The following is a 21,577-nucleotide window of genomic DNA, read 5'->3' as shown; positions in this document are numbered from 1 at the left end:
GGTGCTGGTCAGGCGACGCCCGGGACGTCGCGCTCCTGCTCATGTGCGCGCCGCCGGCGGTCGACCCGGCGCCGCCACGGCGACTGCTCGGGCAGGTGCATGGCCAGCGTCGTGTACGCCCATCCCAGCCGGCGGCCGAAGCCGCGCCAGGTGGAGAAGGGACGCGCGGAGATGCCGACGGTCAGGCGCTCGTCGTAGCGGACGATGACGTCGAGGCCCAGGTGGAAGGAGAGGTCGAGGTCGTCGTGGATGTCGCTGCGATCACGGTGCACGCGGCTCCGGGCGTCCAGCCACACCTCCCGCCGCATGGCGAAGTTGGAGCCGAAGACCGGCGCGTTCCCGAGCCACAGCCCCATCGACCAGAAGTACCCGCCGATGTAGAGCACCTGGCCGAGACCCGCGACGACGGTGCTCCCGTCGTAGAAGACGCCGGGGCCGGTCAGCACGCCGACCTCCGGGGCGTCGAGGAGCTCGGCCTCGATGTGGAGCAGCCAGTCGGCGGGCGGGCGCGAGTCCGCATCCAATCGGGCGATGATGTCGCCGGTGGCGGCGTCGTACCCGGTGGATGCGGCGGGCCAGATGCCGCGCCGGGGCTGCTCGACCACGCGGGCGCCTGCCGCGCGCGCGACGGCCGCAGTGTCGTCCGTGCTGCCGTTGTCGACCACGATGATCTCCTCGGCCGGCCGCAACTGCGCCGCCAGCGCAGTCAGGCACTGCGAGAGCATCTCCGCGTCGTCGAGAGCGGGGATCACGACCGAGACGGTGGGCACGTGGTGATCGTACCCTTTCAGCTCCTCCACAAGTGGAGGCCCGCGTAGCTGCGCCACGGCGCCCATCGAGTCCCGTACTCGGCCAGCGCGCGCGGCTCGGACGGCAGGCCGAGCCGCGTGGCTCCCTGCCGCAGGGCGAGGTCGCCGGTGAGCAGCACGTCGGGGCTGCCGAGCACCCGGAGGGCGATGTACCCGGCGGTCCACGGCCCGACGCCGGGGAGGGCGAGCAGCCGCTGCTCGAGGTCGTCGCGCGACTCCCCGACGTCGATCACGAGCCGTCCCTCCGCGAGTTCGGTGGCGACGCCGATGATCGCGTCGACCCGCCGCGCGGGGCCGCGCAGCACCTCCCGGCCGCGCTCGGCGATGGCAGCGGCGGTCGGGAAGAGCCGGGTGAACGTGCCGTCGCCTCCCGGGACGGGGAGGGCGATGGGTTCGCCCAGCGCGTCGGTGAGCCGGGTGAGCGCGGTCCGCGCCGCCGCCACGGACACCTGCTGCCCGATGAGCGCGCGGAACACGATCTCCTCCGCATCCACCGCGCCGGGGAGGCGCAGCCCGGGCGACGCCGCGACGCGGGGGGCGAGGGCGGGGTCGGAGGCGAGCACCGCGTCGATCGCCTCCGCGTCGGCGTCCAGGTCGAGCAGCCGGCGCACGCGTGCGACGAGCGGCGCGAGGTCGGCGATGTCGGCGAGCGCCGCCTCGCACTGGACCGCCGGTACGGCGGGAGTGCCGGTCAGGGTGAGCCGCACGGCCGCCGGCCCGTGCGGCAGGCGCAGGGCGCGTGCGTACTCGGCGCCGGCGGTGCCGGACGACTCCATCCCCTCGATGGCGCGCGCGCCCAGGAACCCGAGGACCGACGCTCCGTCGAACGGCGCCCGCGCCGGGAGCCGCAGGCTGAGCGTCACCGCCCCCGGTCCGCGGTGCGCGGCCGCCGGCGAGCGGCGCGCGGCCGTGCGGATGGCGCCGGGCGTCAACCGGTAGACCTCGGCCATCGTCTCGTTGAACTGGCGGACGCTGCTGAAGCCCGCGGCGAAGGCCACATCGGTGATCGGCAGATCGGTGCCCGTGAGCAGCAGGCGCGCCGTCTGGGCCCGGTGCGCTCGAGCGAGAGCGAGCGGACCCGCACCCAGCTCGGCGGTGAGCACGCGGTTCAGGTGCCGCGGCGTGTAGCCGAGCCGCCGCGCGAGGCCGGGGACGCCCTCCCGTTCGACCGTGCCGTCGGCGATGAGGCGCATGGCGCGGGCGGCGAGGTCGTCGCGGATGTTCCACTCGGGCGAGCCGGGAACGGCATCCGGGAGGCATCGCTTGCAGGCGCGCAGGCCGGCCTCGTGCGCGGCGGCAGCCGTGAGGTAGAAGCTGACGTTGCCGGGCTTCGGGGTGACGGCCGGGCAGCTGGGCCGGCAGTAGATCCCGGTGGAGTGCACGCCGGTGATGAACTGCCCGTCGAAGCGCGCATCCCTGGCACTCATCGCCCGGTACCGCTCCGCGAATACGGGGTCGGCGGAAACGGGCTCGGTGACGTCATGGCGGGCGGTGCTCATGCCTCCACCCTGCCACCCGCCACCGACCCCTGATAGCGGAAATCGGACACGACCGCGCGCCCTTGCGACGTCCCCCCTCGACGATTTGCGCCAAATCGTGGCTATCGCGGCCGCTTTCCCGAGATTTGGCGCAAATCTTCGGCCGCGGGCGGGGGAGGGAGACGTCGTGAGGCCCGTCGGTAGCCTGGACGCATGGATGTTCTCGACTGGCTCACCGCCGCGCTCGGCGAGGAGGCGCTCGCCGCGGGCGTGCTCACGACCGACCCCGCCCTCCTCGAGGCGGCCCGCACCGACCGCTCGGGCTGGGTCGCGGACGGGACGCCCCTCGCGATCGTCACCGCGCGGTCGGTGGAGCACGTGCAGGCGACGCTCCGGGCGGCGAGCGAGTTCCGCGTCCCCGTCGTCCCCCGCGGCGCGGGCACCGGTCTCGCGGGCGGAGCGAACGGGACGGACGGGTCGATCGTGCTCGACGTGTCGGGGATGAACCGCATCGTCGAGATCTCCGCCGAGGACCAGCTCGCCGTCGTCGAGCCCGGCGTCGTGAACAGCGACCTGAACGCGGCGCTGGAGCCGTACGGCCTCTTCTTCGCGCCGGACCCAGCCAGCAAGGCGATCTCGACCGTCGGCGGCAACATCGCGACGAACGCCGGCGGCCTGCTGTGCGCGAAGTACGGCGTGACCCGGGAGGCGGTGCTCGGCCTCGAGGTCGTCCTCGCGGACGGACGCCTCCTGCGAACCGGGCACCGCACCGTCAAGGGTGTAACCGGCTACGACCTGACGGCGCTGTTCGTCGGGTCGGAGGGCACCCTCGGCGTCATCGTCGGCGCCACCGTGCGCGCGCAGCCCATCCCGCCGGGCGAACCGGTCACCCTGGGCGCGCTCTTCGCCGACGTGCGGGCAGCCGCGGCCGCAGCCGCCCGGATCACGGCGGCGCAGTTGCGCCCCGCGGTCATGGAGCTGCTCGACGCGCCCGCGCTCGAACGCATCTCCGCCTACCTGGGCCGTGAGCAGATCGCCGAGGCGTTCGGCGCCACCGAAGGCGCCGCGTATCTGCTGGTGCAGTTCGACGGCCCGACGGCCTCCGCGGACGCCGACGCCGCTGGCCGGCTGGTCGCCGAGACCGGCGGCACCGTCCGCGTCGCCGCCGACGCCGAGCAGGGGGAGCGGCTGCTCGCCCTGCGCCGCGCCTTCCACCCGGCCCTCGCCTCGACCGGTGAGGTGCTGATCGAGGATGTCGCGGTTCCGCGATCCCGCATGCCGGAGATGTTCGAGGCGATCGAGCGCATCTCGCAGAAGTACGGCATCCCGATCCCGACCGTCGCCCATGCCGGGGACGGCAACCTGCATCCCAACTTCGTCTACAGCGGGGACACGGTGCCGGACGCGGTGTGGGATGCGGCGAACGACTTGTTCCGCACGGCGATCGAGCTGGGCGGCACGCTCACCGGCGAGCACGGCGTCGGCGTGCTCAAGCGGCGCTGGCTCGCGGACGAACTGGGACCGGACTCCTACGAGCTCCAGGTGAAGCTGAAGTCGGTGTTCGACCCGCTCGGGATCCTCAACCCCGGCAAGGTCTTCGGGGGCCGTTAACTGACTCGACCCCCGGTGGTGCGGCGATGCCTGCAGCGCTCCCGGGGGATCGAGTTATGCGTCAAGGATGCCCCCGCCGCGCGGCGAGCGCAACCCCTGAATCCGCCGGCCGGCGAATCGCCGGCGCACGAGGCCCGTCTCCGGCTGCGCGGTGAGCGAACGGGCTTTGACGCCGAACCCCCGCACCGGTTGGATGGACGCATGGCAGAGAACACCAACCAGAAGCCCGAAGTCGACGCCCCCGAGGGCCCGGCTCCCGAGACGCTCGAGATCGTCGACATCGTCGAGGGCACCGGCCCGGAAGCCTCCGCCGGCTCGAAGGTCGACGTGCACTACCTCGGCGTCGAGTACGAGACCGGCGAGGAGTTCGACTCGTCCTGGAGCCGCGGCCAGTCGATCAACTTCCCGCTGAACAACCTCATCAAGGGCTGGCAGGAGGGCATCCCCGGCATGAAGGTCGGCGGACGCCGCAAGCTGACGGTCCCGCCGGCGCTCGCCTACGGTCCGGCCGGTGGCGGTCACCCGCTGTCGGGCAAGACCCTGATCTTCGTGATCGACCTGCTCGGCGTGAGCTGAGCCTCCCGACCCGCACGACCTGAAGCGCTCCCTCGGCCGACGCCGGGGGAGCGCTTCGTCGTGTGTGGCGGGCGGTCAGAGGCTCGGCGGCTGCATGTGCGTCGGGATGGCGATCCGGTTCCACACGTTGATGGTCGCGATGGCGAGCAGGAGGTTCGACAGTCCCTCCTCGCCGAACTCGGCCAGCGCACGCTGGTAGAGATCGTCGGAGACGCCGCCCTGGTGGATGAGCGTCACCGCCTCGGTGAGCTCGAGGGCGGTGCGCTCGCGGTCGGTGAACCACGGCGACTCGCGCCAGGCCGAGACGGCGAACACCTTCCGCAGCGGCATCCCGCGACCCTGGAGGTCGACGGAGTGCATGTCGACGCAGTAGGTGCAGCCGTTGATCTGGGATGCCCGGAGCTTGATCAGGTCGCCGAGGGGTTCCTCGATCTTCGTGCCGACGTAGCCGTCGAGGTTGATCACCTTGCGGTAGCCCTCGGGGACGAGCGTGGGGAGCTGGATGCGTTCTGTCATGTCCTCCACGCTAGGGAGGCGATTGGTCCTGGGTAAGATCCATTCCACGTGATTCCGATCAGGCCATTCGGGAGGACCCGTGGAACTGCACGTCGCGATCGACGGGCGCGGCGACCGCGCCGAGCGCATCTACCGGCAGCTGCGCGATGCGATCGTCGACGGCCGCCTGCGCCGGGGCGAGCGTCTCCCGGCCACCCGCGAGTTCGCCGACCAGCTGCAGGTCTCCCGGACGACCGTCTCGACCGCGTACGAGCGCCTGACCGCGGAGGGGTACCTCGCGGCCCGCGTCGGCGCCGGGACCTTCGTCGCCTACACCGGCGCTTCGCACGCCGCCGCGCCGTCCAGCAGGCGGGGAGGCGCCGCACAACCGACCGCCCTCTGGCGCGACCTCGACGACCCGCTGTGGACCGAGCCGCGGCCGGTCGCCTTCGACTTCAGCATCGGCTCCCCGGATCCCATGCTGTTCCCGCTGGACACCTGGCGCCGCTACGTGACCGCCGAGCTGCGCGGCGGCTTCGTCCGTTCCGCCCACTACGCCGACCCGGCGGGGGTGGAGCGGCTCCGGGAGGGGATCGCCCGCCACCTGGGGCTCGCCCGGTCCGTCGAGGCCGGTCCCGATGACGTGCTCGTGACCAGTGGCGCCCAGCAGGCGTTCGACCTCATCGCGCGGGTGCTGCTGCGCCCCGGCGACACGGTCGTCGTGGAGGACCCGGGCTATCCGCCCGTCCGGCAGCTGTTCGAGACCACGGGCGCCCGCGTCGTCCCCGTCCCGGTGGACGAGCACGGCCTGCGGGTCGACGAACTTCCGCCGGCCAGGCTGGTCTACCTGACGCCGTCGCACCAGTTCCCGCTCGGAGGCGTGCTCCCGCTCGAGCGCCGGGTCGCGCTGCTCGAGTGGGCGGCGCGCCACGACGCCGTCGTCATCGAGGACGACTACGACAGCGAGTACCGCTTCGGTGCGCGGGCGCTCGACCCGTTGCAGCGACTGGATGCGGACGGCCGCGTCGTCTACGTCGGCACCTTCTCGAAGACCATGGCCCCGGCGCTCCGTCTCGGCTTCCTGGTCGCGCCGCCGGCCCTGCTGCCCGCGCTGCGGAACGCCAAGCGGCTGACCGACTGGCACAACGACGTGGTGACGCAGCGGGCGATGGCGCGGTTCCTGGACACGGGAGGTTTCGCTCGTCACGTGCGGGTCGCCACCCGCGCCTACGAGGAGCGTCACCGCGTCCTGACGGAGGCGGTCGGCGGGATGCTCCCGGGGCTGTCGCTGGTGCCGTCCGCCGCCGGCCTCCATCTCGCGCTCCTGGCCGACGGGACGGCCGCTACCGGCTTCGACGGCCGGCGCGTGGCGGAGCGGGCAGCCGTTGCCGGCGTCTCGGTGCAGCCGGTCTCGCGGTTCCGGGTGCGGCCGGGACCGGACGGCCTGCTCCTGGGCTTCGGCGGCATCCCCGCCGAGCAGATCCCGGACGGCCTGCGCATCCTGGCCGAGGCCGTCGAACGCGAGCGCACCTCGCACCCGGCCGATCCGGTGCCATGATCGGAGGATGACTCCGCCCGAGCCCTCCGCCGCCCCGCGCCGTCGGGGACGCCCGACGGACGTCGACCCCGAGCGGGTGGCGCTCCTCGCGCTGCGCCACTTCGACGAGCACGGCTACGAGCAGACGACGATGGACGACATCGCCCGCGTCGCCGGGATCGGGCGGAGGACGCTGTTCCGGTACTTCCCGAGCAAGCCGGCGCTGGTGTGGGGTGGGCTGGAGCCGGTGGTCGGCCGCATGAACGACGTGCTCGAAGCGGCCGGCGACGACGAACCGGTGCGCGACGTGCTCGCCCGGGCCGTCGGCGAGTCGCTGACGCTGACGCCGGAGGCGGAGGAGGCGACCCGCCGCAGGCTCGCGCTGATGGGCACGCATCCCGCGCTCATCGGGTTCGGCCTGACCGCGATCGCCGCGAACCGGGACATCCTAGCCGGCTTCCTCGCCCGGCGCCTCGGAGCGGATGTGCAGAGCCTCCGCGTCCAGGTGCTCTCCGACGCCATCGGGTCCGCCGACTTCTCCGCCCTGCTCTGGTGGGCGCGCAACGGCGGCGGGTCGCCGGCCGAGGTCGTCGTCACCGCGATGGACGAGGTGCTGCGGGGCGTCTGACCGGGCGCATCCGCTCTAGAACCGCGACACCGGCGGCGAGTAGCGTGTGGCCATGCCGATCGAAGACGCATTCCCGCAGGGCACGCCGGTCTGGATCGACCTCCAGAGCGCCGATCAGCCCGCCGCCGCCACCTACTACCGTTCGCTGTTCGGGTGGGATGTGGGACCGGCGCTCGCCGAGACGGGCGGCTTCTCGCTGGCGTCCGCCCGCGGTGTGCCCGTGACCGCGCTCGGCCCGCTGCCGTTCGAGGACGCTCCGACGGTGTGGACCGTCTACTTCTCGGTCGACGACCTGGAGGCGACGGCCGCCGCGGTGACCTCCGCCGGCGGCTCGGTGCTCCTGGAGCCGGGGGAGCCGGTGCCGGGCATCCGCCTCGCCATCGTCGCCGACCCGGCCGGCGCCGTCTTCGGCCTGTGGCAGCGGCGCGAGCACGGCGACCCGTGGCTGCGCGACGAGCCCGGCGCGGTGGACTGGCTGGAGCTGGTGGCGGAGGATCCCGCATCCACCTTCCCGTTCTACGAGTCCGTGCTCGGTGTCGGCATCAGCGAGATGCGCGTCGGCGACGAGCCGTACGGCCTGTTCGACGTGGGGGAGACCAGCGTGGCGGGCGCCTACCGCTCCGACGGGACCGAACCCGCGCACTGGCTGGTGTACTTCAACGTCGCCGACTTGGATGCCGCGGTCGTGCGGGCCACGGAGCTCGGCGGCACGCTGCGCACCGAGCCGCAGTCGGCTCCGGGGGTCGGCCGCTGGGCCGAGATCCTCGACCCGCAGGGCGCCGGTTTCGCGCTCCTGGAGCCGGAGCCCGAGCCCGCCTGACGCCTGCCCGCGCGGGAAGTCCGCCCCGGTGCTTCTGGTAGACTCTTCCAGTTGCCGTCTAACGGCCGCGGATCAAGAGAGCCCAGGCATTCGGCCCCGGGCACCGCGCAACGAGCAGGAAGGGGATCCCTCTATGGCGCTGGATGCAGACACCAAGAAGGCGATCATCGAAGAATACGCAACCCACCCGGGTGACACCGGATCCCCCGAGGTGCAGGTCGCGATCCTCACCAAGCGGATCAAGGACCTCACCGAGCACCTCAAGGAGCACAAGCACGACCACCACTCGCGTCGTGGCCTGCTTCTGCTCGTGGGTCAGCGTCGCCGTCTGCTGGGTTACCTGGCCGACATCGACATCAGCCGTTACCGCTCGCTCATCGAGCGTCTCGGCCTGCGTCGCTAACTTCGAGCGACACCGCGAACTTCTTGACGAACGGGTCGTCACCTCCGGGTGGCGGCCCGTTCCGTCGTTGACGTCCATCGACCGGGATCCGGTGTATTCCGCACGGCCCCCTCCCGGAGGCACGATGTCCGCGAGAGGTCGGCCGCCGGGGCGGACCCAGGGACGAAAGCGGGCAGCACCATGGCAGCGGACAAGAACCTCATCCTGGTCGTCGGGACGTACGCCGACGCCGCGGCGGCATCGAGCGACTATGCGGTGCTCAAGTCCGGCGAGGACGACGGCGACTACAAGGTGGACGGCGCCGTCGTGATCAGCCGCGACGCGGAGGGCAAGGTCTCCGTCCACGAGCACGACACCGGCAAGGTGGGCCGCGGCGTGGGGATCGGCGCGGGCGCCGGCATCGTCGTCGGCCTGTTCGCGCCTCCACTGCTCCTCGCCACGGCGCTCGGCGCGGGCATCGGTGCGGGTATCGGTGCGCTGCAGAAGCGACACGACGAGAAGAAGCTGGGCCTCGACGTGGACGAGTACCTGCCGCCGGGATCGTCGGCAGTCGTCGCAGTGGTGGACGACACGTGGGCCGACAAGGTGGAGGCGGCCCTCGTGAAGGCGGACAAGCGCATCGCCAAGGCCATCGACGAGGACGACTACGAGGAGCTGCAACAGGCCGTCGCGAAGTCGGAGGACGAGGTCTCGAAGGCTGCCGGCTCGTAGCGGAAGTCTTCTCTTCGGCTTTACAGCGCTGTAGCGTGTGACGCACGTCACGACTCGAAGGGGAGCTGCGGTCATGCGTCATGCGTTCAAGGGGTTCATCTCGGCGGTTACAGCGCTGGCGCTCGGCGTCGCGGTACCCGCGGTCATCGCGCCCGCATCCACGGCGGCGACGGTGCCGCAGGCCGCGGCGGCCACGTACTCGAACCCGCTGAAACTCGACCTGGGCGGGGGCCGCACCGCCGAGCAGTGCGCCGATCCTGACGTCATCCGCTCGCACGACGCGGCGGATCCCGCCTGGTACCTGTACTGCACGCGCGACGTCATCGACTCGTCGCTGCGCAACCCGGACGGATCGCTCGTATTCTCCAGCATCCCGTCGTACCGCTCCACCGACCTGGTGCACTGGTCCTTCGTCGGGGAGGCGCTGCCCACCCGGCCGGCGTGGATCGGCAGCGGCGACATGTGGGCGCCCGACGTCGCGTACGTCGGCGGTCGCTACCTGCTCTACTACACCGCCACCAACACCATCACGCCGGGCGGCGGGTCCGCGATCGGGGTCGCCACCAGCAGCAGCCCCGCCGGGCCCTGGGTCGACTCGGGCGGACCGGTCGTCGAGCCGATGCCGACGCCCGGCAGCACCGATCCCAACGACCGCCGCTGGGTCTACGATCCCGAGCTGCTGACGGTCGGCGGCCAGAACTACCTCTACTTCGGCAGCTACTACGGCGGCCTGTCCGTGCGTCGCGTGAGCGCCGACGGCCTGCACTCCGACCCGGCGAGCCAGGTGCAGGTCGCCATCCCGAACCGTTACGAGGGCACGCACATCATCCGGCACGGCGGGTACTTCTACCTGCTCGGCTCCGCGACCAACTGCTGCAACGGGCCGCTGACGGGGTACGGCGTCTTCGCCGGTCGTTCCACCTCGCCGACGGGTCCGTTCGTCGACCGCACCGGTGCCTCGCTGCTCGACTCCCGGGTCGGCGGCACCCCCGTGCTGCACCAGAACGGCAACCGGTGGGTCGGACCGGGCCACGTCACCAGCACCGTCGACGCGACCGGCCAGGAGTGGATGCTGTACCACGCGGTCGACCGCACCGACCCGTATGTGGCGGGCGCCGGGACGTACACCAAGCGCCCGGTGCTGATGGACCCGCTCGACTGGAAGGACGGCTGGCCGGTGGTCCGCGGAGGAGCCGGACCCTCGGACAGCCCGCAGCCCGCGCCGACGGTCGTGGCCGGGCCGCCGCCCGCCTACCGCCCCGCCTTCGTTCAGCTCCCCGCCCGCGGACCGAAGCTGCCGGGCTACTCCGACGAGTTCGGCGGCCACCGGATGGACGCGGCCTGGACCTGGCTGCGCGACCCGGGCGCATCCACCCGGTCGGTCTCCGGCGGCGCGCTGCACTGGCAGATGCAGCAGGCCGACCTCGGGCCGGACGCGGGTGCCGCCGGGCTGCCGCTGCGGGCGCTGCCGAGCGGCGACTACACCGTCGAGACCCGCGTCTCGACGACGGTGCCGCGCTCCGGATGCTGTCAGAACTACGCCCAGGGCGGCCTGGTGATCTACCAGGACGACGCGAACTTCGTGAAGCTCGCCGTGACCTCCATCTGGGAGACCCGGCAGACCGAGTTCGGCAAGCGCGAGACCCCGGAAGCCCCCGGCTACCCCAGCTACGGCAACTCCGTCGGCGGCCCGGTCGCCGAGTGGACGACGCTCCGGCTGGTGAGGACGCACACCGCCACGGAGAACCTCTACACCGCCTACACCAGCGTGGACGACGGCGCGACGTGGGACCAGGCCGGAACCTGGACGACGCCGCTCTCGGCGACCCCGCCCCGGCTGGGGCTGGTCTCGATGGCGGCCGCCGGGTTCACCTCGAACTTCGATTACGTGCGCGTGTACGGGGCGCCCCGCGGCCACGGCGGTTGACGACGGTCAGCGGTGCTCCGGGTCGGTGCCCGGACGCACCGCTGCGTCGGCGCGCAGGTCGATGCGGCGGCGGCCGTCGTCCCCCTCGCTGACGTCGATGCGCGGATCCGCATCGCTCTCGTCGGCGGCGGGCGCGGTGGTCAGCTGGTCGGCGCGGTCGTCACGGTGGCTCATGCGTCGACTCTCCCGCGGGGCGCGGCGGCGGGCAAGGGGCTCGGGATGACGGTGTCGGTGTCAGGACGCGGCGTCGCCGGTGACGGCGGCGGCCTTGCGCCCGGCGATCGACTGGTCGAGCAGTGTGAACGCCACGAGGGCGGCCGCCACCAGCGCGATCCCGATGGTCACCCCGACCAGCCCGATCGCCGGTGAGGCGAGAGGGAGGAGCAGCACCAGCAGCAGGGCGGCCCCGGTCTTGAGCGGCCGCACCACCACCTCCTCCACCAGCGGTGCGTGCAGCACGTAGAGCATGAGCAGGAACACCGCCAAGGGCACGGCGATCGCGTACTCGACCGCCGTGTTCGACGCCTCGGTGTGCGCCGCGCCTGCCTGCACCGCGACCTCGAGACCGGCGCCGAGTGCTGCCAGCGACGCGAACACGAAGTAGTGCCCGTAGCCCCAGTAGAACGACAGCTGGCGGCGTGTCCTCAGGCCCTCGGCCGCAGGCTCCAGGAAGTACAGCCACCACAGCGCGAACAGCAGCACCAGGCCCGCAACTGCGATCCACACCAGCGCTGCCGAGAAGCCGGACTGCGCGAGGGCGCTCTGCACCCCGATCGCCGACGCGGACACCGACTCACCGAGCACGATGATCGTGAACAGGCCGTAGCGTTCGGCGATGTGGTGCGGATGCCAGCTCGTCATCCCCGGCCGCTCCGCCCAGAGCGGCACGGCGAGTTCGAGGGCGGCGCCGAGCACGAACGTGGCGACTGCAAGCTGCGGCGGGAGGAATCCCCACGCCACCCACAGCACCTGCACCGCCGCGATCCCGACGGCATACCGGAGCGCGGTCTTACGGCCTTCCGGGTGCTCCACCGCAGCGCGGATCCACTGGCCGATGAGCGCCAGCCGCATGATCAGGTAGCCGACGATGATCGCCGTGAAGCTCTCGTGCTCGAACGCGGCGGGCACGCCCGCCGTGAGCACAAGGACCCCGCCCATCTGGATGAGCGTCATCAGCCGGTAGGGCACGTCGTCGGTGTCGTACGCCGAGGCGAACCACGTGAAGTTCATCCACGCCCACCAGATCGCGAAGAACACCATGAGGTACAGCGGCAAACGGTCGATCACGTGCCCCTGCTCCTCCGCATGCGCCAGCTGCCCGGCGACCTGCGCGATGGCGACGACGAATGTCAGGTCGAACAGCAGTTCCAGGGGGCTGGAGACCCGGTGCCGCTCATCGAGGGATCGTCCGGTCATCGGGATGCGGAACGCACTGGCCATGTGCGCCAGCATAGGAGGATGCGCCGACGTGTCGTGCTCCCTGCCCTGATCGTGGTGTACTTGGCCGTCGTCGCCTACATCACGCTCAACCCGGCCCCGGCGAACCCGGCAGGGAACCCGCTGCTGCGTTCCCTGCTCCGCGCTCTCTCGCAGGTGCCCGCGCTCGCCTGGGTGAACTACTCCGTGGTGGAGTTCACCGCGAACATCCTGCTGTTCGTGCCGATGGGCGTGCTGTTCACGGTGCTGCTCGGGCGCTGGCGCTGGTGGCTGGCGCTCGGGGTCGGTGTCGTGGCGACCCTCGTGATCGAGTTCACGCAGCTGTTCCTCCCGGCCCGGGTCAGCGACTGGCGCGACCTGCTCGCCAACACTCTCGGCACGCTGATCGGCATCGCGATCGTGTTCGCCCTCCCGCGCTCGCGGCGTTAGCAGCCGGGGATCGCACGCGGCGGACGTAGGGTGGCGGCGTGGAGACGGTGGTCAAGGAGCGGGCGGATGCGCCTGCAGGCTTCTTCGAGGCCGAGGCGGCGGGACTGCGCTGGCTGGGCGAAGCCGAGACGGACGGGGGAGCGCGGGTCGTCCGCGTCGCCTCGGTGCGGCCCGGCCGGATCGAGCTGGAGCGCATCCGCGAGTCGCGGCCGACGCCCGACGATGCCCGCCGGTTCGGCGCCGCTCTGGCGGTGACGCACGCGGCCGGAGCCGACGCCTTCGGCGCACCGCCCGACGGCTGGGACGGCCCGCTCTTCATCGGCAAGCGCCCGCTGCCGGTCGCGCGGGAGTCGAGCTGGGGACGGTTCTACGCGCGGGACCGGGTGCTCCCGTACCTCCGGACAGCGGTGGATGCGGGCAGCGTCACGTCCGCGCAGCTCCCGGTGATCCAGGAGGCGGTCGACCGCGTCGCCTCCGGGGAGTTGGACGACGACGAACCGCCCGCGCGCATCCACGGCGACCTCTGGGCGGGCAACCTGCTGTGGGATGCGCGCGGCGGGGTGCTGATCGACCCCGCGGCCCACGGCGGCCACCGCGAGACCGACCTGGCGATGCTCGCCCTCTTCGGCGCGCCCCACCTGGACGAGCTCACCGCGGGGTACGACGAGGCCCGGCCGCTGCGCGCCGGATGGCAGGAGCGCACCCCGCTGCACCAGTTGCATCCGCTCGCCGTCCACGCCGCCGGTCACGGCCCGTCGTACGGCCGGGCACTGACGGACGCGGCGCGGGCGACGATCGCGCTGTGATCAGCCCATTCCCGGCCCCCGGCTGATAGGCTTGTCGGTGGTCGGCCGCGTGCCGCCCATCCAACTCAATACCGAGATGGAACCCGGAGCAGGCTGGCAGGAGCTGGTCCTCGGTGGTGGTATCCGGATGCGTCCGCTGCGAACAGCGCGAGAGCAACCGTGTATTTCTACTGATGGCCAGACGGGCTCAGCCCACGCACCCGCTTGGGATGCCGCGTACACACGACGTGTCGAACTGCCTGTTCCTGCTCCTTGGATGAAGTCGCGTCCACACGGGACCGCGACGTTAAACAAAGGAGAAAGACCTCTTGGAAGGTCCTGAAATCAAATTCGCCGAAGCCGTTCTCGACAACGGCCGCTTCGGCACCCGCACCGTCCGGTTCGAGACCGGACGTCTCGCGCAGCAGGCGCAGGGCGCCGTCGCCGCGTACCTCGACGAGGAGACGATGCTGCTGAGCGCCACCAGCGCCAGCAAGCACCCGAAGGACAACTTCGACTTCTTCCCGCTGACGGTCGACGTCGAGGAGCGCTCGTACGCCGCCGGCAAGATCCCCGGTTCGTTCTTCCGCCGCGAAGGCCGCCCCTCCACCGAGGCGATCCTCGTCTGCCGCCTGATCGACCGCCCGCTGCGCCCGTCGTTCGTCGACGGCCTCCGCAACGAGGTCCAGATCGTCATCACCGTCCTGAGCATCGCTCCGGACGAGTTCTACGACGCGCTCGCGATCAACGCGGCCAGCGCCTCCACGCAGATCTCCGGTCTGCCCTTCTCCGGCCCGATCGCCGGTGTGCGCCTCGCGCTCATCCCCGGCAACGGTGCTCACGAGGACCAGTGGATCGCGTTCCCGAAGGCTTCGCAGCTCGAGGAGGCCGTGTTCGACCTCATCGTCGCCGGTCGCGTGCTCACCAACGAGGACGGCTCCGAGGGCGACGTCGCGATCATGATGGTCGAGGCCGAGGCCACCGAGAACAGCTGGAACCTCATCCAGGGCGGCGCCGTGAAGCCGAGCGAGGAGATCGTGGCCCAGGGCCTCGAGGCGGCCAAGCCGTTCATCCGTCAGCTCGTCGGCGCGCAGAACGTCATCGCCGAGCAGGCCGCCAAGGCCATCGCCGACTACCCGGTGTTCCTGCCCTACTCGCAGGCCACCTACGACAACGTCGCCGGCCTCGCCTACGACGAACTGGTCAACGTGTACCAGATCGCCGACAAGATCGAGCGCCAGAACGCCGACGACGCCCTCAAGCAGCGCGTCAAGGCGGCCCTCGCCGAGAAGGTGGAGGCGGGTGTCCTCGAGCCCGAGGTCCTCACCCAGTTCTCCGCGGCCTACAAGTCGGTCTCGAAGGTGGTCATGCGCGGCCGTGTGCTGCGCGAGGGCATCCGCATCGACGGCCGTGGCCTGACCGACATCCGTCCGCTCGACGCCGAGGTGCAGGTCATCCCGCGCGTCCACGGTTCGGCGATCTTCCAGCGCGGCGAGACCCAGATCCTGGGCGTCACCACGCTGAACATGCTCAAGATGGAGCAGCAGATCGACTCCCTGTCGCCGGTCACCAAGAAGCGCTACCTGCACCACTACAACTTCCCGCCCTACTCGACCGGTGAGACCGGCCGCGTGGGTTCGCCGAAGCGTCGCGAGATCGGGCACGGCTTCCTCGCCGAGCGCGCCCTCGTGCCGGTGCTGCCCAGCCGCGAGGAGTTCCCGTACGCCATCCGTCAGGTGTCCGAGGCTCTGAGCTCCAACGGCTCCACGTCGATGGGCTCCGTCTGCGCCTCCACCCTGTCGCTGCTGAACGCCGGTGTGCCGCTGCGCGCCCCGGTCGCCGGCATCGCCATGGGCCTGATCTCCGACGTCGTCGACGGTGAGACCCGCTACGCGGCGCTCACCGACATCCTGGGCGCAGAGGACGCGCTCGGCGACATGGACTTCAAGGTCGCCGGTACCAGCGAGTTCGTCACCGCGATCCAGCTCGACACGAAGCTCGACGGCATTCCGTCGTCGGTGCTCGCCGGCGCGCTGAAGCAGGCGAAGGACGCGCGGACCACCATCCTGAGCGTGCTGAACGCCGCGATCGACCGTCCGGACGAGATGGCCCCGACCGCGCCCCGCGTGATCTCGGTCCAGATCCCGGTCGACAAGATCGGTGAGTTGATCGGCCCGAAGGGCAAGACGATCAACGCCATCCAGGACGAGACCGGCGCCGACATCTCCATCGAGGAGGACGGCACCGTCTACATCGGCGCCGTCGACGGCCCGTCGGCCGAGGCGGCCCGCGCCCAGGTCAACGCGATCGCGAACCCCACCAACCCGGAGGTCGGCGAGCAGTTCCTCGGAACCGTCGTCAAGATCGCCGCGTTCGGTGCGTTCGTGTCGCTGCTCCCGGGCAAGGACGGCCTGCTGCACATCTCCGAGGTCCGCAAGCTCGCCGGTGGCAAGCGCGTGGAGAACGTCGAGGATGTGCTCAGCGTCGGCCAGAAGGTCCTGGTCGAGATCACCAAGATCGACGACCGCGGAAAGCTGTCGCTCGCCCCGGTGATCGCCGAGGAGGCTGCTGCCGAGGCTCCGGCCGAGGCCGCCCCCGCGGAGGCCCCCGCCGAGGCGTAACGCTCTCGCACCACACGAAGGCCGCGTCGACTCTGTCGGCGCGGCCTTCGCGCATCCTGCGCTCGAAGGCGGCTAGGCGTCTCGGGTGAGGAGGGGGCGGAGGCGGTAGGGGATGAGCTCGCCCATGTCGAGGGACGTCTCGGCGCGGTCGACGCCCTCCGTCGACTGGATGATGCCCGTGATGCGGAACAGGTCCTCCGCGTCGACGCACACCACCCGCAGCAGCAGGTCCGACGGCCCCGAGAGTCCGTGTGCCTGCACGATCTCCGGGATGGCGGCGAGGCTCTCGACCACGGCGGCGAGCCGCTGCTGCTGCACGTGCACGTCGACGAACGCCGCCAGCGGGTACCCGGCGACGCGGGCGGAGATGCGCCGCTCGAACGACAGGAACGCTCCGTTCCGCTCCAGCTCGGCGACCCGGGCCTGCACGGTGTTGCGGCTCAACCCGAGGCGGTCGGCCAGCGAGACGTTGGTCGATCGCGGATCGTCGGCGAGGGCCATCAGGATGCGGCGATCGGTGTTGTCGAAGCTGCGCATAGTGTGAAAACTAGCAGCCGCCGAGGCTGCCGGATAGTGCATCCTGCTCGGTCGACACGCCGATGGTTGTGCGCGCTGATCCCGCAGCGTAGCCTTCGGGTAATTCCGGCAAGGAGGCCGGAAGCCGGTCGTGCGCGCCACAAGCTGCGTCGGCCGGGCGCGAGAGTGAAGGTTGCGTGAACCGTGACGATCGACAATCAGCCTGCCACCCGTCGGGGCGGCTCCGACACCGAACTGGGTTCCCTCAGCGGTCTGGGCCTCGGCGAGATCGACCTCGTCCGTCTGCTCGATGCGGACGGCGTCCGTCATGAAGACGACCGCTTCGACGCCTGGGTCTCCGACATCGGAACCGACCAGCTCCTCGCCCTCTACGAGGACATGCGCGTCATCCGTCGCATCGACTCCGAAGCCACCGCGCTGCAGCGCCAGGGCGAGCTGGGCCTGTGGCCGCCCCTCCTTGGCCAGGAGGCTGCGCAGATCGGCTCCGGCCGTGCCCTGCGCGCCGACGACTTCGTCTTCTCCAGCTACCGCGAGCACGGCGTGGCGTACTGCCGCGGCGCGGGCCTCGTCGACCTGCTGCGCGTCTGGCGCGGCACCACGCAGAGCGGCTGGAACCCGTACGACATCAACATGGCTACGCCGCAGGTCATCATCGGGGCGCAGACGCTGCACGCGACCGGTTATGCCCTCGGCATCCAGGCCGACGGCACGGATGCGGTGGCGGTCGCCTACTTCGGCGACGGCGCCACCAGCGAGGGGGATGTGAACGAGGCGCTGATCTTCGCCGCGACCTACGCCGCCCCCGTCATCTTCTTCTGCCAGAACAACCAGTACGCGATCTCCGAGCCGGTGTCGCTGCAGGCGCAGCGTCCCATCGCCGACCGCGCGCCGGGCTTCGGCGTGCCGAGCGTTCGGGTGGATGGCAACGACGTGCTCGCCGTGCTCGCCGTCACCCGGGCGGCCCTCGACCGCGCGCGTTCGGGAGGCGGCCCCACGTTCATCGAGGCCGTCACCTACCGCATGGGACCGCACACCACCGCCGACGACCCCACGCGCTACCGCGACGCCGCGGAGCTCGATCAGTGGCGGGCGAAGGACCCGGTGTCGCGGGTGGAGGCGTACCTCACTGCGCAGGGTGCGCTCACCGAGGAGCGCCTGGCGGCGATCGCCGCCAAGGCCGATGCGGTGGCCGCCGAGATGCGCGCCGGGATCACGACCCTCGCCGACCCCGACCCGCTGACCGTCTTCGACAACGTCTACGCAGAGCCGCACACCGGCATCGCCCGCCAGCGCGACCACTACTCGCGCTACCTGCGCACCTTCGTGGGGAGTGACGGACGATGACCTCCCTCAGCATGGCCAAGGCGATCAACGCCGGCCTCCGGCGCGCGCTCAGCGCGGACGACCGGGTCGTCCTGATGGGCGAGGACATCGGCACCCTCGGCGGAGTGTTCCGTGTCACCGACGGACTGCAGACCGAGTTCGGTCCGCGCCGGGTGATGGATTCGCCGCTCGCCGAGTCCGGCATCCTCGGCACCGCGGTCGGAATGGCGTACCGCGGCTACCGTCCGGTGGTCGAGATCCAGTTCGACGGGTTCATCTACCCGGCATTCGACCAGATCGTGAACCAGGTCGCCCGCATGCACTACCGAACGCAGGGCGCCGTGCGGATGCCGATGGTCATCCGCGTGCCCTTCGCCGGAGGTATCGGCTCGGCCGAGCACCACTCCGACTCGCCGGAGGCGTACTTCGCGCACACGGCCGGCCTCCGCGTCGTCAGCCCGTCCGACCCGCAGGACGCCTTCACGCTCATCCAGCAGGCAATCGCCTCCGACGACCCCGTGCTGTTCTTCGAGCCCAAGCGCCGCTACCACACGAAGGGCGAGGTGGATGAGGACGCCCCGCTCGCGGATGCCCGCCCGATGGGGACGGCCCGCGTCCTCGCGCAGGGCACGGACGTCACGCTGGTGACGTACGGCGGCCTCGTGCAGCTGGCCCGGGATGCGGCGGTCGCGGCCGGCGATGACGGCGTCTCGGTGGAGGTCATCGACCTGCGCTCGCTCTCTCCGCTCGACCTCGACACCGTCGTCGCATCGGTCAAGCGGACCGGCCGGCTCGTCGTGACCCACGAGGCCGCGCTGTCCGGCGGCCTCGCGGCGGAGATCTCCGCCTCCATCACGGAGCGCTGCTTCTACCACCTGGAGCACGCGCCGGTGCGCGTGACCGGGCACGACATCCCGTACCCGCCTGCCAAGCTCGAGTCGGCGCACCTGCCCGACCTCGACCGCATCCTGGACGGCATCGACCGCGCCATGGACCGGCCGAACTCGCTGAGCGGGGTGGAGGACTGATGGCGGTCCGGGAGTTCGCGCTGCCCGACCTCGGCGAGGGACTGACCGAGTCGGAGCTCGTCACGTGGAAGGTCGCGGTCGGCGACACCGTGCACCTCAACCAGATCATCGCGGAGGTCGAGACGGCGAAGGCGCTGGTCGAGCTGCCCGCGCCGTACGACGGCCGCGTGTCGCGGCTCTTCGTGGAGCCCGGGGTGACGGTGGCGGTGGGGGAGCCGCTGGTCGCCTTCGAGGTGGATGCGGGGGAGACGGCCGAGGATGCGCCGGGGACCCCGGGTGCGCCGGGGGACGCCGGTGCGCCGACGGAGCCGGTTGACGACACGCGTGAGCCGACGTTGGTCGGATACGGTGCCAGGGCGGAGTCCGGCGCGCGGCCCGCGCGGCGTCCGCGTCCGGGGCTGGCTGGGGGAGCACCGCAGCGCCCCGACGTCGCCGCCGTCGTGACCGCGCCGACGATCGCCCCGACCGCTCTCGCCGAGCGCCCGCGCGCGACCCCGCCGGTGCGGAAGTTCGCCCGCGAACTCGGCGTCGACCTGGCCTCGGTCACCGGGTCGGGCGAACGCGGGCTCATCACCCGCAATGACGTCCAGGCATACGTCGGTGCGGCGGACGCACCGCAGGAGCCGTCACGGTCCGCAGCGGTCGCGGACGGCTCGCGCGAGAAGCGCATCCCGATCCGCGGCGTGCGAAAGGCGACCGCCGAGGCGATGGTGCGCAGTGCGTTCGGCGCGCCGCAGGCGACCGTGTTCCTGACCGTGGATGCGACGGCTGCGATGGACCTCTCGACGCGGCTCCGGGCGCAGCCCGAGTTCGCCGAGGCGCGTCCGGGGCTGCTCGCGATCGTCGCCAAGGCGCTGCTGCTGGCGGTGCGACGGACGCCCGAGGTGAACTCGCGCTGGGACGACGCCGCCAACGAGATCGTGCAGACCGAGTACGTGCACCTGGGGATCGCCGCGGCGACGCCGCGCGGGCTCATGGTCCCGGTGATCCGCGACGCCGACGGGCTGTCGCTCGCGAGGGTCGCGGGCGCGATCCGTCAGCTCGCCGAGACGGCCCGGGCGGGACGCACGGCGCCCGCCGACCTCAGCGGCGGCACGATCACCATCACGAACGTCGGCGTGTTCGGCGTGGATGCGGGGACGCCCATCCTGACGCCCGGCGAGGCCGCCATCCTCGCCGTCGGGGCGGTCCGGCGTCAGCCCTGGGAGCACGACGGCGGCATCGCGCTGCGTCAGGTGCTGACCCTCGCCCTGACCTTCGACCACCGGATCGTCGACGGCGAGCAGGCCTCGCGCTTCCTCGCCGACATCGGCCGCATCCTGACCGACCCCGCCTCCGTGCTAGCGATGATCTGACCCAGCCGTCGAGCACAGGAGAAACGTCGCGGAATCGACGAATCCGCGACGTTTTTCCTGTGCTCGGCGGTCAGGCGTGCAGCGCGGCGTTCAGCTCGACGCCGACGCCGGCTCGGCGGAGCACCTCGACCGCCCCCGTCAGCGAGTTGCGGCGGAACAGCAGCCCGGGCACGCCGGACAGCTCCGCGGCCTTCACCGTCTGCGGGAGTCCGTCCGCCGTGGGCGCTTCGCCGACCACGACGACCTTCGTGCCCGCTGTCACGTAGAGGCCCGCCTCGACGACCGAGTCGTCGCCGATCGAGATGCCGATGCCCGAGTTCGCGCCCAGCAGCGCCCGCTCGCCGATGGAGACCCGGTGCGTCCCGCCGCCGGACAGCGTCCCCATGATGGATGCGCCGCCGCCGATGTCCGAGCCGTCGCCGACCACGACGCCCTGCGAGATGCGGCCTTCGACCATGGAGGTGCCGAGCGTCCCGGCGTTGAAATTCACGAAGCCTTCGTGCATGACCGTCGTCCCCGGCGCGAGGTGCGCACCGAGGCGTACGCGGGAGGCGTCGGCGATCCGCACGCGCTCCGGCGTCACGTAGTCGAGCAGCCGCGGGAATTTGTCGATGCCCGACACCTGGATGCCCGCGCGCTGCAGCCGCGGACGCAGCCGGTCGAGGTCGGCCGGATTGACCGGTCCTGCGTTCGTCCACGCGACGGTCGGCAGGTGGGCGAAGATCCCGTCCAGATTCAGGCCGTTCGGCTGCACCAGCAGGTGCGAGAGCAGGTGCAGGCGCAGATAGGCGTCGGGCGTCGACGCGGGAGACGCATCCAGCTCGATCTCCACCGTCACGATGTCGACCCGGACGGCACGACGCGCATCCTCGCCCGCCAGCTCCTCCAGCTCGGCAGGGGCGATCCAGCGGTCCCGGCGGGCCGGCAGCGTGCCGAGCTTCGGCTCGGGGAACCAGGTGTCCAGCACGGTGCCGTCGGCGGCCACGGTGGCGAGGCCGTAGCCCCAGGCGGAGCGGGGCGCGGCAGAACTTTCAGACACGTCGGAAGGCATGCCCCTAGGTTAGTAG

21 protein-coding genes are annotated in these 21,577 nt (G+C 71.6%); 14 read left to right on the top strand and 7 right to left on the bottom strand.

The window, feature by feature from the left end:
- Positions 1 to 8: 8 nt before the first annotated feature.
- Both QRN40_RS00470 and QRN40_RS00465 read right to left on the bottom strand, forming a co-directional pair.
- Positions 9 to 770, bottom strand: a complete 762-nt coding sequence (locus tag QRN40_RS00470; RefSeq protein ID WP_285113449.1) for a glycosyltransferase family 2 protein — start codon at positions 768 to 770, stop codon at positions 9 to 11.
- Positions 771 to 787: 17 nt separating this feature from the next.
- On the bottom strand, positions 788 to 2,308 hold the full coding sequence (locus QRN40_RS00465; RefSeq protein ID WP_285113447.1) for a DNA-3-methyladenine glycosylase 2 family protein: 1,521 nt from the start codon (positions 2,306 to 2,308) through the stop codon (positions 788 to 790).
- Between the two features lie 192 nt (positions 2,309 to 2,500).
- On the opposite strand from QRN40_RS00465, the gene QRN40_RS00460 reads away from it, so the two are divergent.
- Together QRN40_RS00460 and QRN40_RS00455 are read left to right on the top strand one after the other, a co-directional pair.
- The gene (locus tag QRN40_RS00460; protein ID WP_285113446.1) at positions 2,501 to 3,898 is read left to right on the top strand and encodes an FAD-binding oxidoreductase; all 1,398 of its coding nucleotides are present in this window, start codon (positions 2,501 to 2,503) and stop codon (positions 3,896 to 3,898) included.
- 201 nt (positions 3,899 to 4,099) lie between these two features.
- Entirely contained in the window at positions 4,100 to 4,474 is a 375-nt protein-coding gene (locus QRN40_RS00455) for an FKBP-type peptidyl-prolyl cis-trans isomerase (RefSeq protein ID WP_285113445.1), read from the top strand.
- A gap of 75 nt (positions 4,475 to 4,549) precedes the next feature.
- Here QRN40_RS00455 and QRN40_RS00450 read toward each other — a convergent pair whose 3' ends face one another.
- Positions 4,550 to 4,990, bottom strand: coding sequence for a carboxymuconolactone decarboxylase family protein (locus QRN40_RS00450; RefSeq protein WP_285113443.1), 441 nt, complete (start codon positions 4,988 to 4,990; stop codon positions 4,550 to 4,552).
- A gap of 79 nt (positions 4,991 to 5,069) precedes the next feature.
- Between QRN40_RS00450 and pdxR the strand changes: the two genes are divergently transcribed.
- The 6 genes from pdxR (at position 5,070) to QRN40_RS00420 (ending at position 10,995) form a co-directional block, all read left to right on the top strand.
- Positions 5,070 to 6,527 carry a MocR-like pyridoxine biosynthesis transcription factor PdxR gene (pdxR, locus tag QRN40_RS00445; protein WP_285113440.1) on the top strand — a complete coding sequence of 486 codons (1,458 nt, stop codon included), beginning with the start codon at positions 5,070 to 5,072 and terminating at the stop codon, positions 6,525 to 6,527.
- A 7-nt stretch (positions 6,528 to 6,534) separates the two neighbouring features.
- On the top strand, positions 6,535 to 7,134 hold the full coding sequence (locus QRN40_RS00440) for an acyl-CoA-like ligand-binding transcription factor (protein ID WP_285113436.1): 600 nt from the start codon (positions 6,535 to 6,537) through the stop codon (positions 7,132 to 7,134).
- A gap of 52 nt (positions 7,135 to 7,186) precedes the next feature.
- Positions 7,187 to 7,954, top strand: coding sequence for a VOC family protein (locus QRN40_RS00435; protein ID WP_285113435.1), 768 nt, complete (start codon positions 7,187 to 7,189; stop codon positions 7,952 to 7,954).
- Between the two features lie 133 nt (positions 7,955 to 8,087).
- Positions 8,088 to 8,357, top strand: coding sequence for a 30S ribosomal protein S15 (gene rpsO, locus QRN40_RS00430; protein WP_090036365.1), 270 nt, complete (start codon positions 8,088 to 8,090; stop codon positions 8,355 to 8,357).
- 180 nt (positions 8,358 to 8,537) lie between these two features.
- Positions 8,538 to 9,068, top strand: a complete 531-nt coding sequence (locus QRN40_RS00425; RefSeq protein WP_285113429.1) for a DUF1269 domain-containing protein — start codon at positions 8,538 to 8,540, stop codon at positions 9,066 to 9,068.
- Positions 9,069 to 9,141: 73 nt separating this feature from the next.
- Positions 9,142 to 10,995, top strand: a complete 1,854-nt coding sequence (locus QRN40_RS00420; protein WP_285113427.1) for a family 43 glycosylhydrolase — start codon at positions 9,142 to 9,144, stop codon at positions 10,993 to 10,995.
- Between the two features lie 6 nt (positions 10,996 to 11,001).
- Here the strand turns inward: QRN40_RS00420 and QRN40_RS00415 are convergent, their stop codons facing one another.
- Both QRN40_RS00415 and QRN40_RS00410 read right to left on the bottom strand, forming a co-directional pair.
- Positions 11,002 to 11,169, bottom strand: a complete 168-nt coding sequence (locus tag QRN40_RS00415; protein ID WP_285113425.1) for a hypothetical protein — start codon at positions 11,167 to 11,169, stop codon at positions 11,002 to 11,004.
- Positions 11,170 to 11,229: 60 nt separating this feature from the next.
- Positions 11,230 to 12,435, bottom strand: coding sequence for a low temperature requirement protein A (locus tag QRN40_RS00410; protein ID WP_285113423.1), 1,206 nt, complete (start codon positions 12,433 to 12,435; stop codon positions 11,230 to 11,232).
- Between the two features lie 18 nt (positions 12,436 to 12,453).
- Between QRN40_RS00410 and QRN40_RS00405 the strand changes: the two genes are divergently transcribed.
- The 3 genes from QRN40_RS00405 to QRN40_RS00395 all read left to right on the top strand — a co-directional run bounded on the left by QRN40_RS00405 (position 12,454) and on the right by QRN40_RS00395 (position 16,267).
- Positions 12,454 to 12,861 (top strand): VanZ family protein, encoded by a 408-nt coding sequence (locus QRN40_RS00405; RefSeq protein WP_285113421.1) that lies wholly within the window; start codon positions 12,454 to 12,456, stop codon positions 12,859 to 12,861.
- Positions 12,862 to 12,908: 47 nt separating this feature from the next.
- Positions 12,909 to 13,667, top strand: coding sequence for a fructosamine kinase family protein (locus QRN40_RS00400; RefSeq protein WP_285117412.1), 759 nt, complete (start codon positions 12,909 to 12,911; stop codon positions 13,665 to 13,667).
- Positions 13,668 to 13,975: 308 nt separating this feature from the next.
- Positions 13,976 to 16,267 (top strand): polyribonucleotide nucleotidyltransferase, encoded by a 2,292-nt coding sequence (locus QRN40_RS00395; RefSeq protein WP_285113419.1) that lies wholly within the window; start codon positions 13,976 to 13,978, stop codon positions 16,265 to 16,267.
- Positions 16,268 to 16,339: 72 nt separating this feature from the next.
- Here the strand turns inward: QRN40_RS00395 and QRN40_RS00390 are convergent, their stop codons facing one another.
- Positions 16,340 to 16,804, bottom strand: a complete 465-nt coding sequence (locus QRN40_RS00390; RefSeq protein WP_285113418.1) for an Lrp/AsnC family transcriptional regulator — start codon at positions 16,802 to 16,804, stop codon at positions 16,340 to 16,342.
- Positions 16,805 to 16,987: 183 nt separating this feature from the next.
- Here QRN40_RS00390 and pdhA point away from each other — a divergent pair, with 183 nt between their 5' ends.
- From pdhA to QRN40_RS00375, 3 genes are read left to right on the top strand one after another with little or no spacing between them, the layout of a single operon-like run.
- Complete coding sequence (pdhA, locus tag QRN40_RS00385; protein WP_285113416.1) at positions 16,988 to 18,148, top strand: pyruvate dehydrogenase (acetyl-transferring) E1 component subunit alpha; 1,161 nt, start codon at positions 16,988 to 16,990, stop codon at positions 18,146 to 18,148.
- Positions 18,145 to 19,155: an alpha-ketoacid dehydrogenase subunit beta gene (locus tag QRN40_RS00380; protein ID WP_285113414.1), complete on the top strand. Its 1,011-nt coding sequence runs from the start codon at positions 18,145 to 18,147 to the stop codon at positions 19,153 to 19,155. The genes pdhA and QRN40_RS00380 overlap by 4 nt, the downstream gene beginning before the upstream one ends.
- Positions 19,155 to 20,510 carry a dihydrolipoamide acetyltransferase family protein gene (locus QRN40_RS00375; protein WP_285113412.1) on the top strand — a complete coding sequence of 452 codons (1,356 nt, stop codon included), beginning with the start codon at positions 19,155 to 19,157 and terminating at the stop codon, positions 20,508 to 20,510. The genes QRN40_RS00380 and QRN40_RS00375 overlap by 1 nt, the downstream gene beginning before the upstream one ends.
- Positions 20,511 to 20,580: 70 nt before the next feature.
- On the opposite strand, the gene dapD is transcribed toward QRN40_RS00375, so the two are convergent.
- Positions 20,581 to 21,561 carry a 2,3,4,5-tetrahydropyridine-2,6-dicarboxylate N-succinyltransferase gene (dapD, locus tag QRN40_RS00370; protein ID WP_285113410.1) on the bottom strand — a complete coding sequence of 327 codons (981 nt, stop codon included), beginning with the start codon at positions 21,559 to 21,561 and terminating at the stop codon, positions 20,581 to 20,583.
- Positions 21,562 to 21,577 lie beyond the last annotated feature (16 nt).

This window comes from Leifsonia sp. fls2-241-R2A-40a (assembly GCF_030209575.1).
Classification (GTDB): Bacteria; Actinomycetota; Actinomycetes; order Actinomycetales; family Microbacteriaceae; genus Leifsonia.
This window is presented reverse-complemented; position numbering and strand designations above follow the sequence as displayed.

Excerpts from the sequence above, each read along its gene's own strand:
- QRN40_RS00425 (WP_285113429.1), top strand. The coding sequence starts at position 8,538 with ATGGCAGCGGACAAGAACCTCATCCTGGTCGTCGGGACGTACGCCGAC.
- QRN40_RS00440 (WP_285113436.1), top strand. The coding sequence starts at position 6,535 with ATGACTCCGCCCGAGCCCTCCGCCGCCCCGCGCCGTCGGGGACGCCCG.
- QRN40_RS00460 (WP_285113446.1), top strand. The coding sequence starts at position 2,501 with ATGGATGTTCTCGACTGGCTCACCGCCGCGCTCGGCGAGGAGGCGCTC.
- rpsO (WP_090036365.1), top strand. The coding sequence starts at position 8,088 with ATGGCGCTGGATGCAGACACCAAGAAGGCGATCATCGAAGAATACGCA.
- QRN40_RS00450 (WP_285113443.1), bottom strand. The coding sequence starts at position 4,990 with ATGACAGAACGCATCCAGCTCCCCACGCTCGTCCCCGAGGGCTACCGC.
- dapD (WP_285113410.1), bottom strand. The coding sequence starts at position 21,561 with ATGCCTTCCGACGTGTCTGAAAGTTCTGCCGCGCCCCGCTCCGCCTGG.
- QRN40_RS00420 (WP_285113427.1), top strand. The coding sequence starts at position 9,142 with ATGCGTCATGCGTTCAAGGGGTTCATCTCGGCGGTTACAGCGCTGGCG.
- QRN40_RS00435 (WP_285113435.1), top strand. The coding sequence starts at position 7,187 with ATGCCGATCGAAGACGCATTCCCGCAGGGCACGCCGGTCTGGATCGAC.
- QRN40_RS00465 (WP_285113447.1), bottom strand. The coding sequence starts at position 2,308 with ATGAGCACCGCCCGCCATGACGTCACCGAGCCCGTTTCCGCCGACCCC.
- QRN40_RS00405 (WP_285113421.1), top strand. The coding sequence starts at position 12,454 with ATGCGCCGACGTGTCGTGCTCCCTGCCCTGATCGTGGTGTACTTGGCC.
- QRN40_RS00410 (WP_285113423.1), bottom strand. The coding sequence starts at position 12,435 with ATGGCCAGTGCGTTCCGCATCCCGATGACCGGACGATCCCTCGATGAG.
- QRN40_RS00415 (WP_285113425.1), bottom strand. The coding sequence starts at position 11,169 with ATGAGCCACCGTGACGACCGCGCCGACCAGCTGACCACCGCGCCCGCC.
- QRN40_RS00455 (WP_285113445.1), top strand. The coding sequence starts at position 4,100 with ATGGCAGAGAACACCAACCAGAAGCCCGAAGTCGACGCCCCCGAGGGC.
- QRN40_RS00390 (WP_285113418.1), bottom strand. The coding sequence starts at position 16,804 with ATGCGCAGCTTCGACAACACCGATCGCCGCATCCTGATGGCCCTCGCC.
- QRN40_RS00380 (WP_285113414.1), top strand. The coding sequence starts at position 18,145 with ATGACCTCCCTCAGCATGGCCAAGGCGATCAACGCCGGCCTCCGGCGC.
- QRN40_RS00375 (WP_285113412.1), top strand. The coding sequence starts at position 19,155 with ATGGCGGTCCGGGAGTTCGCGCTGCCCGACCTCGGCGAGGGACTGACC.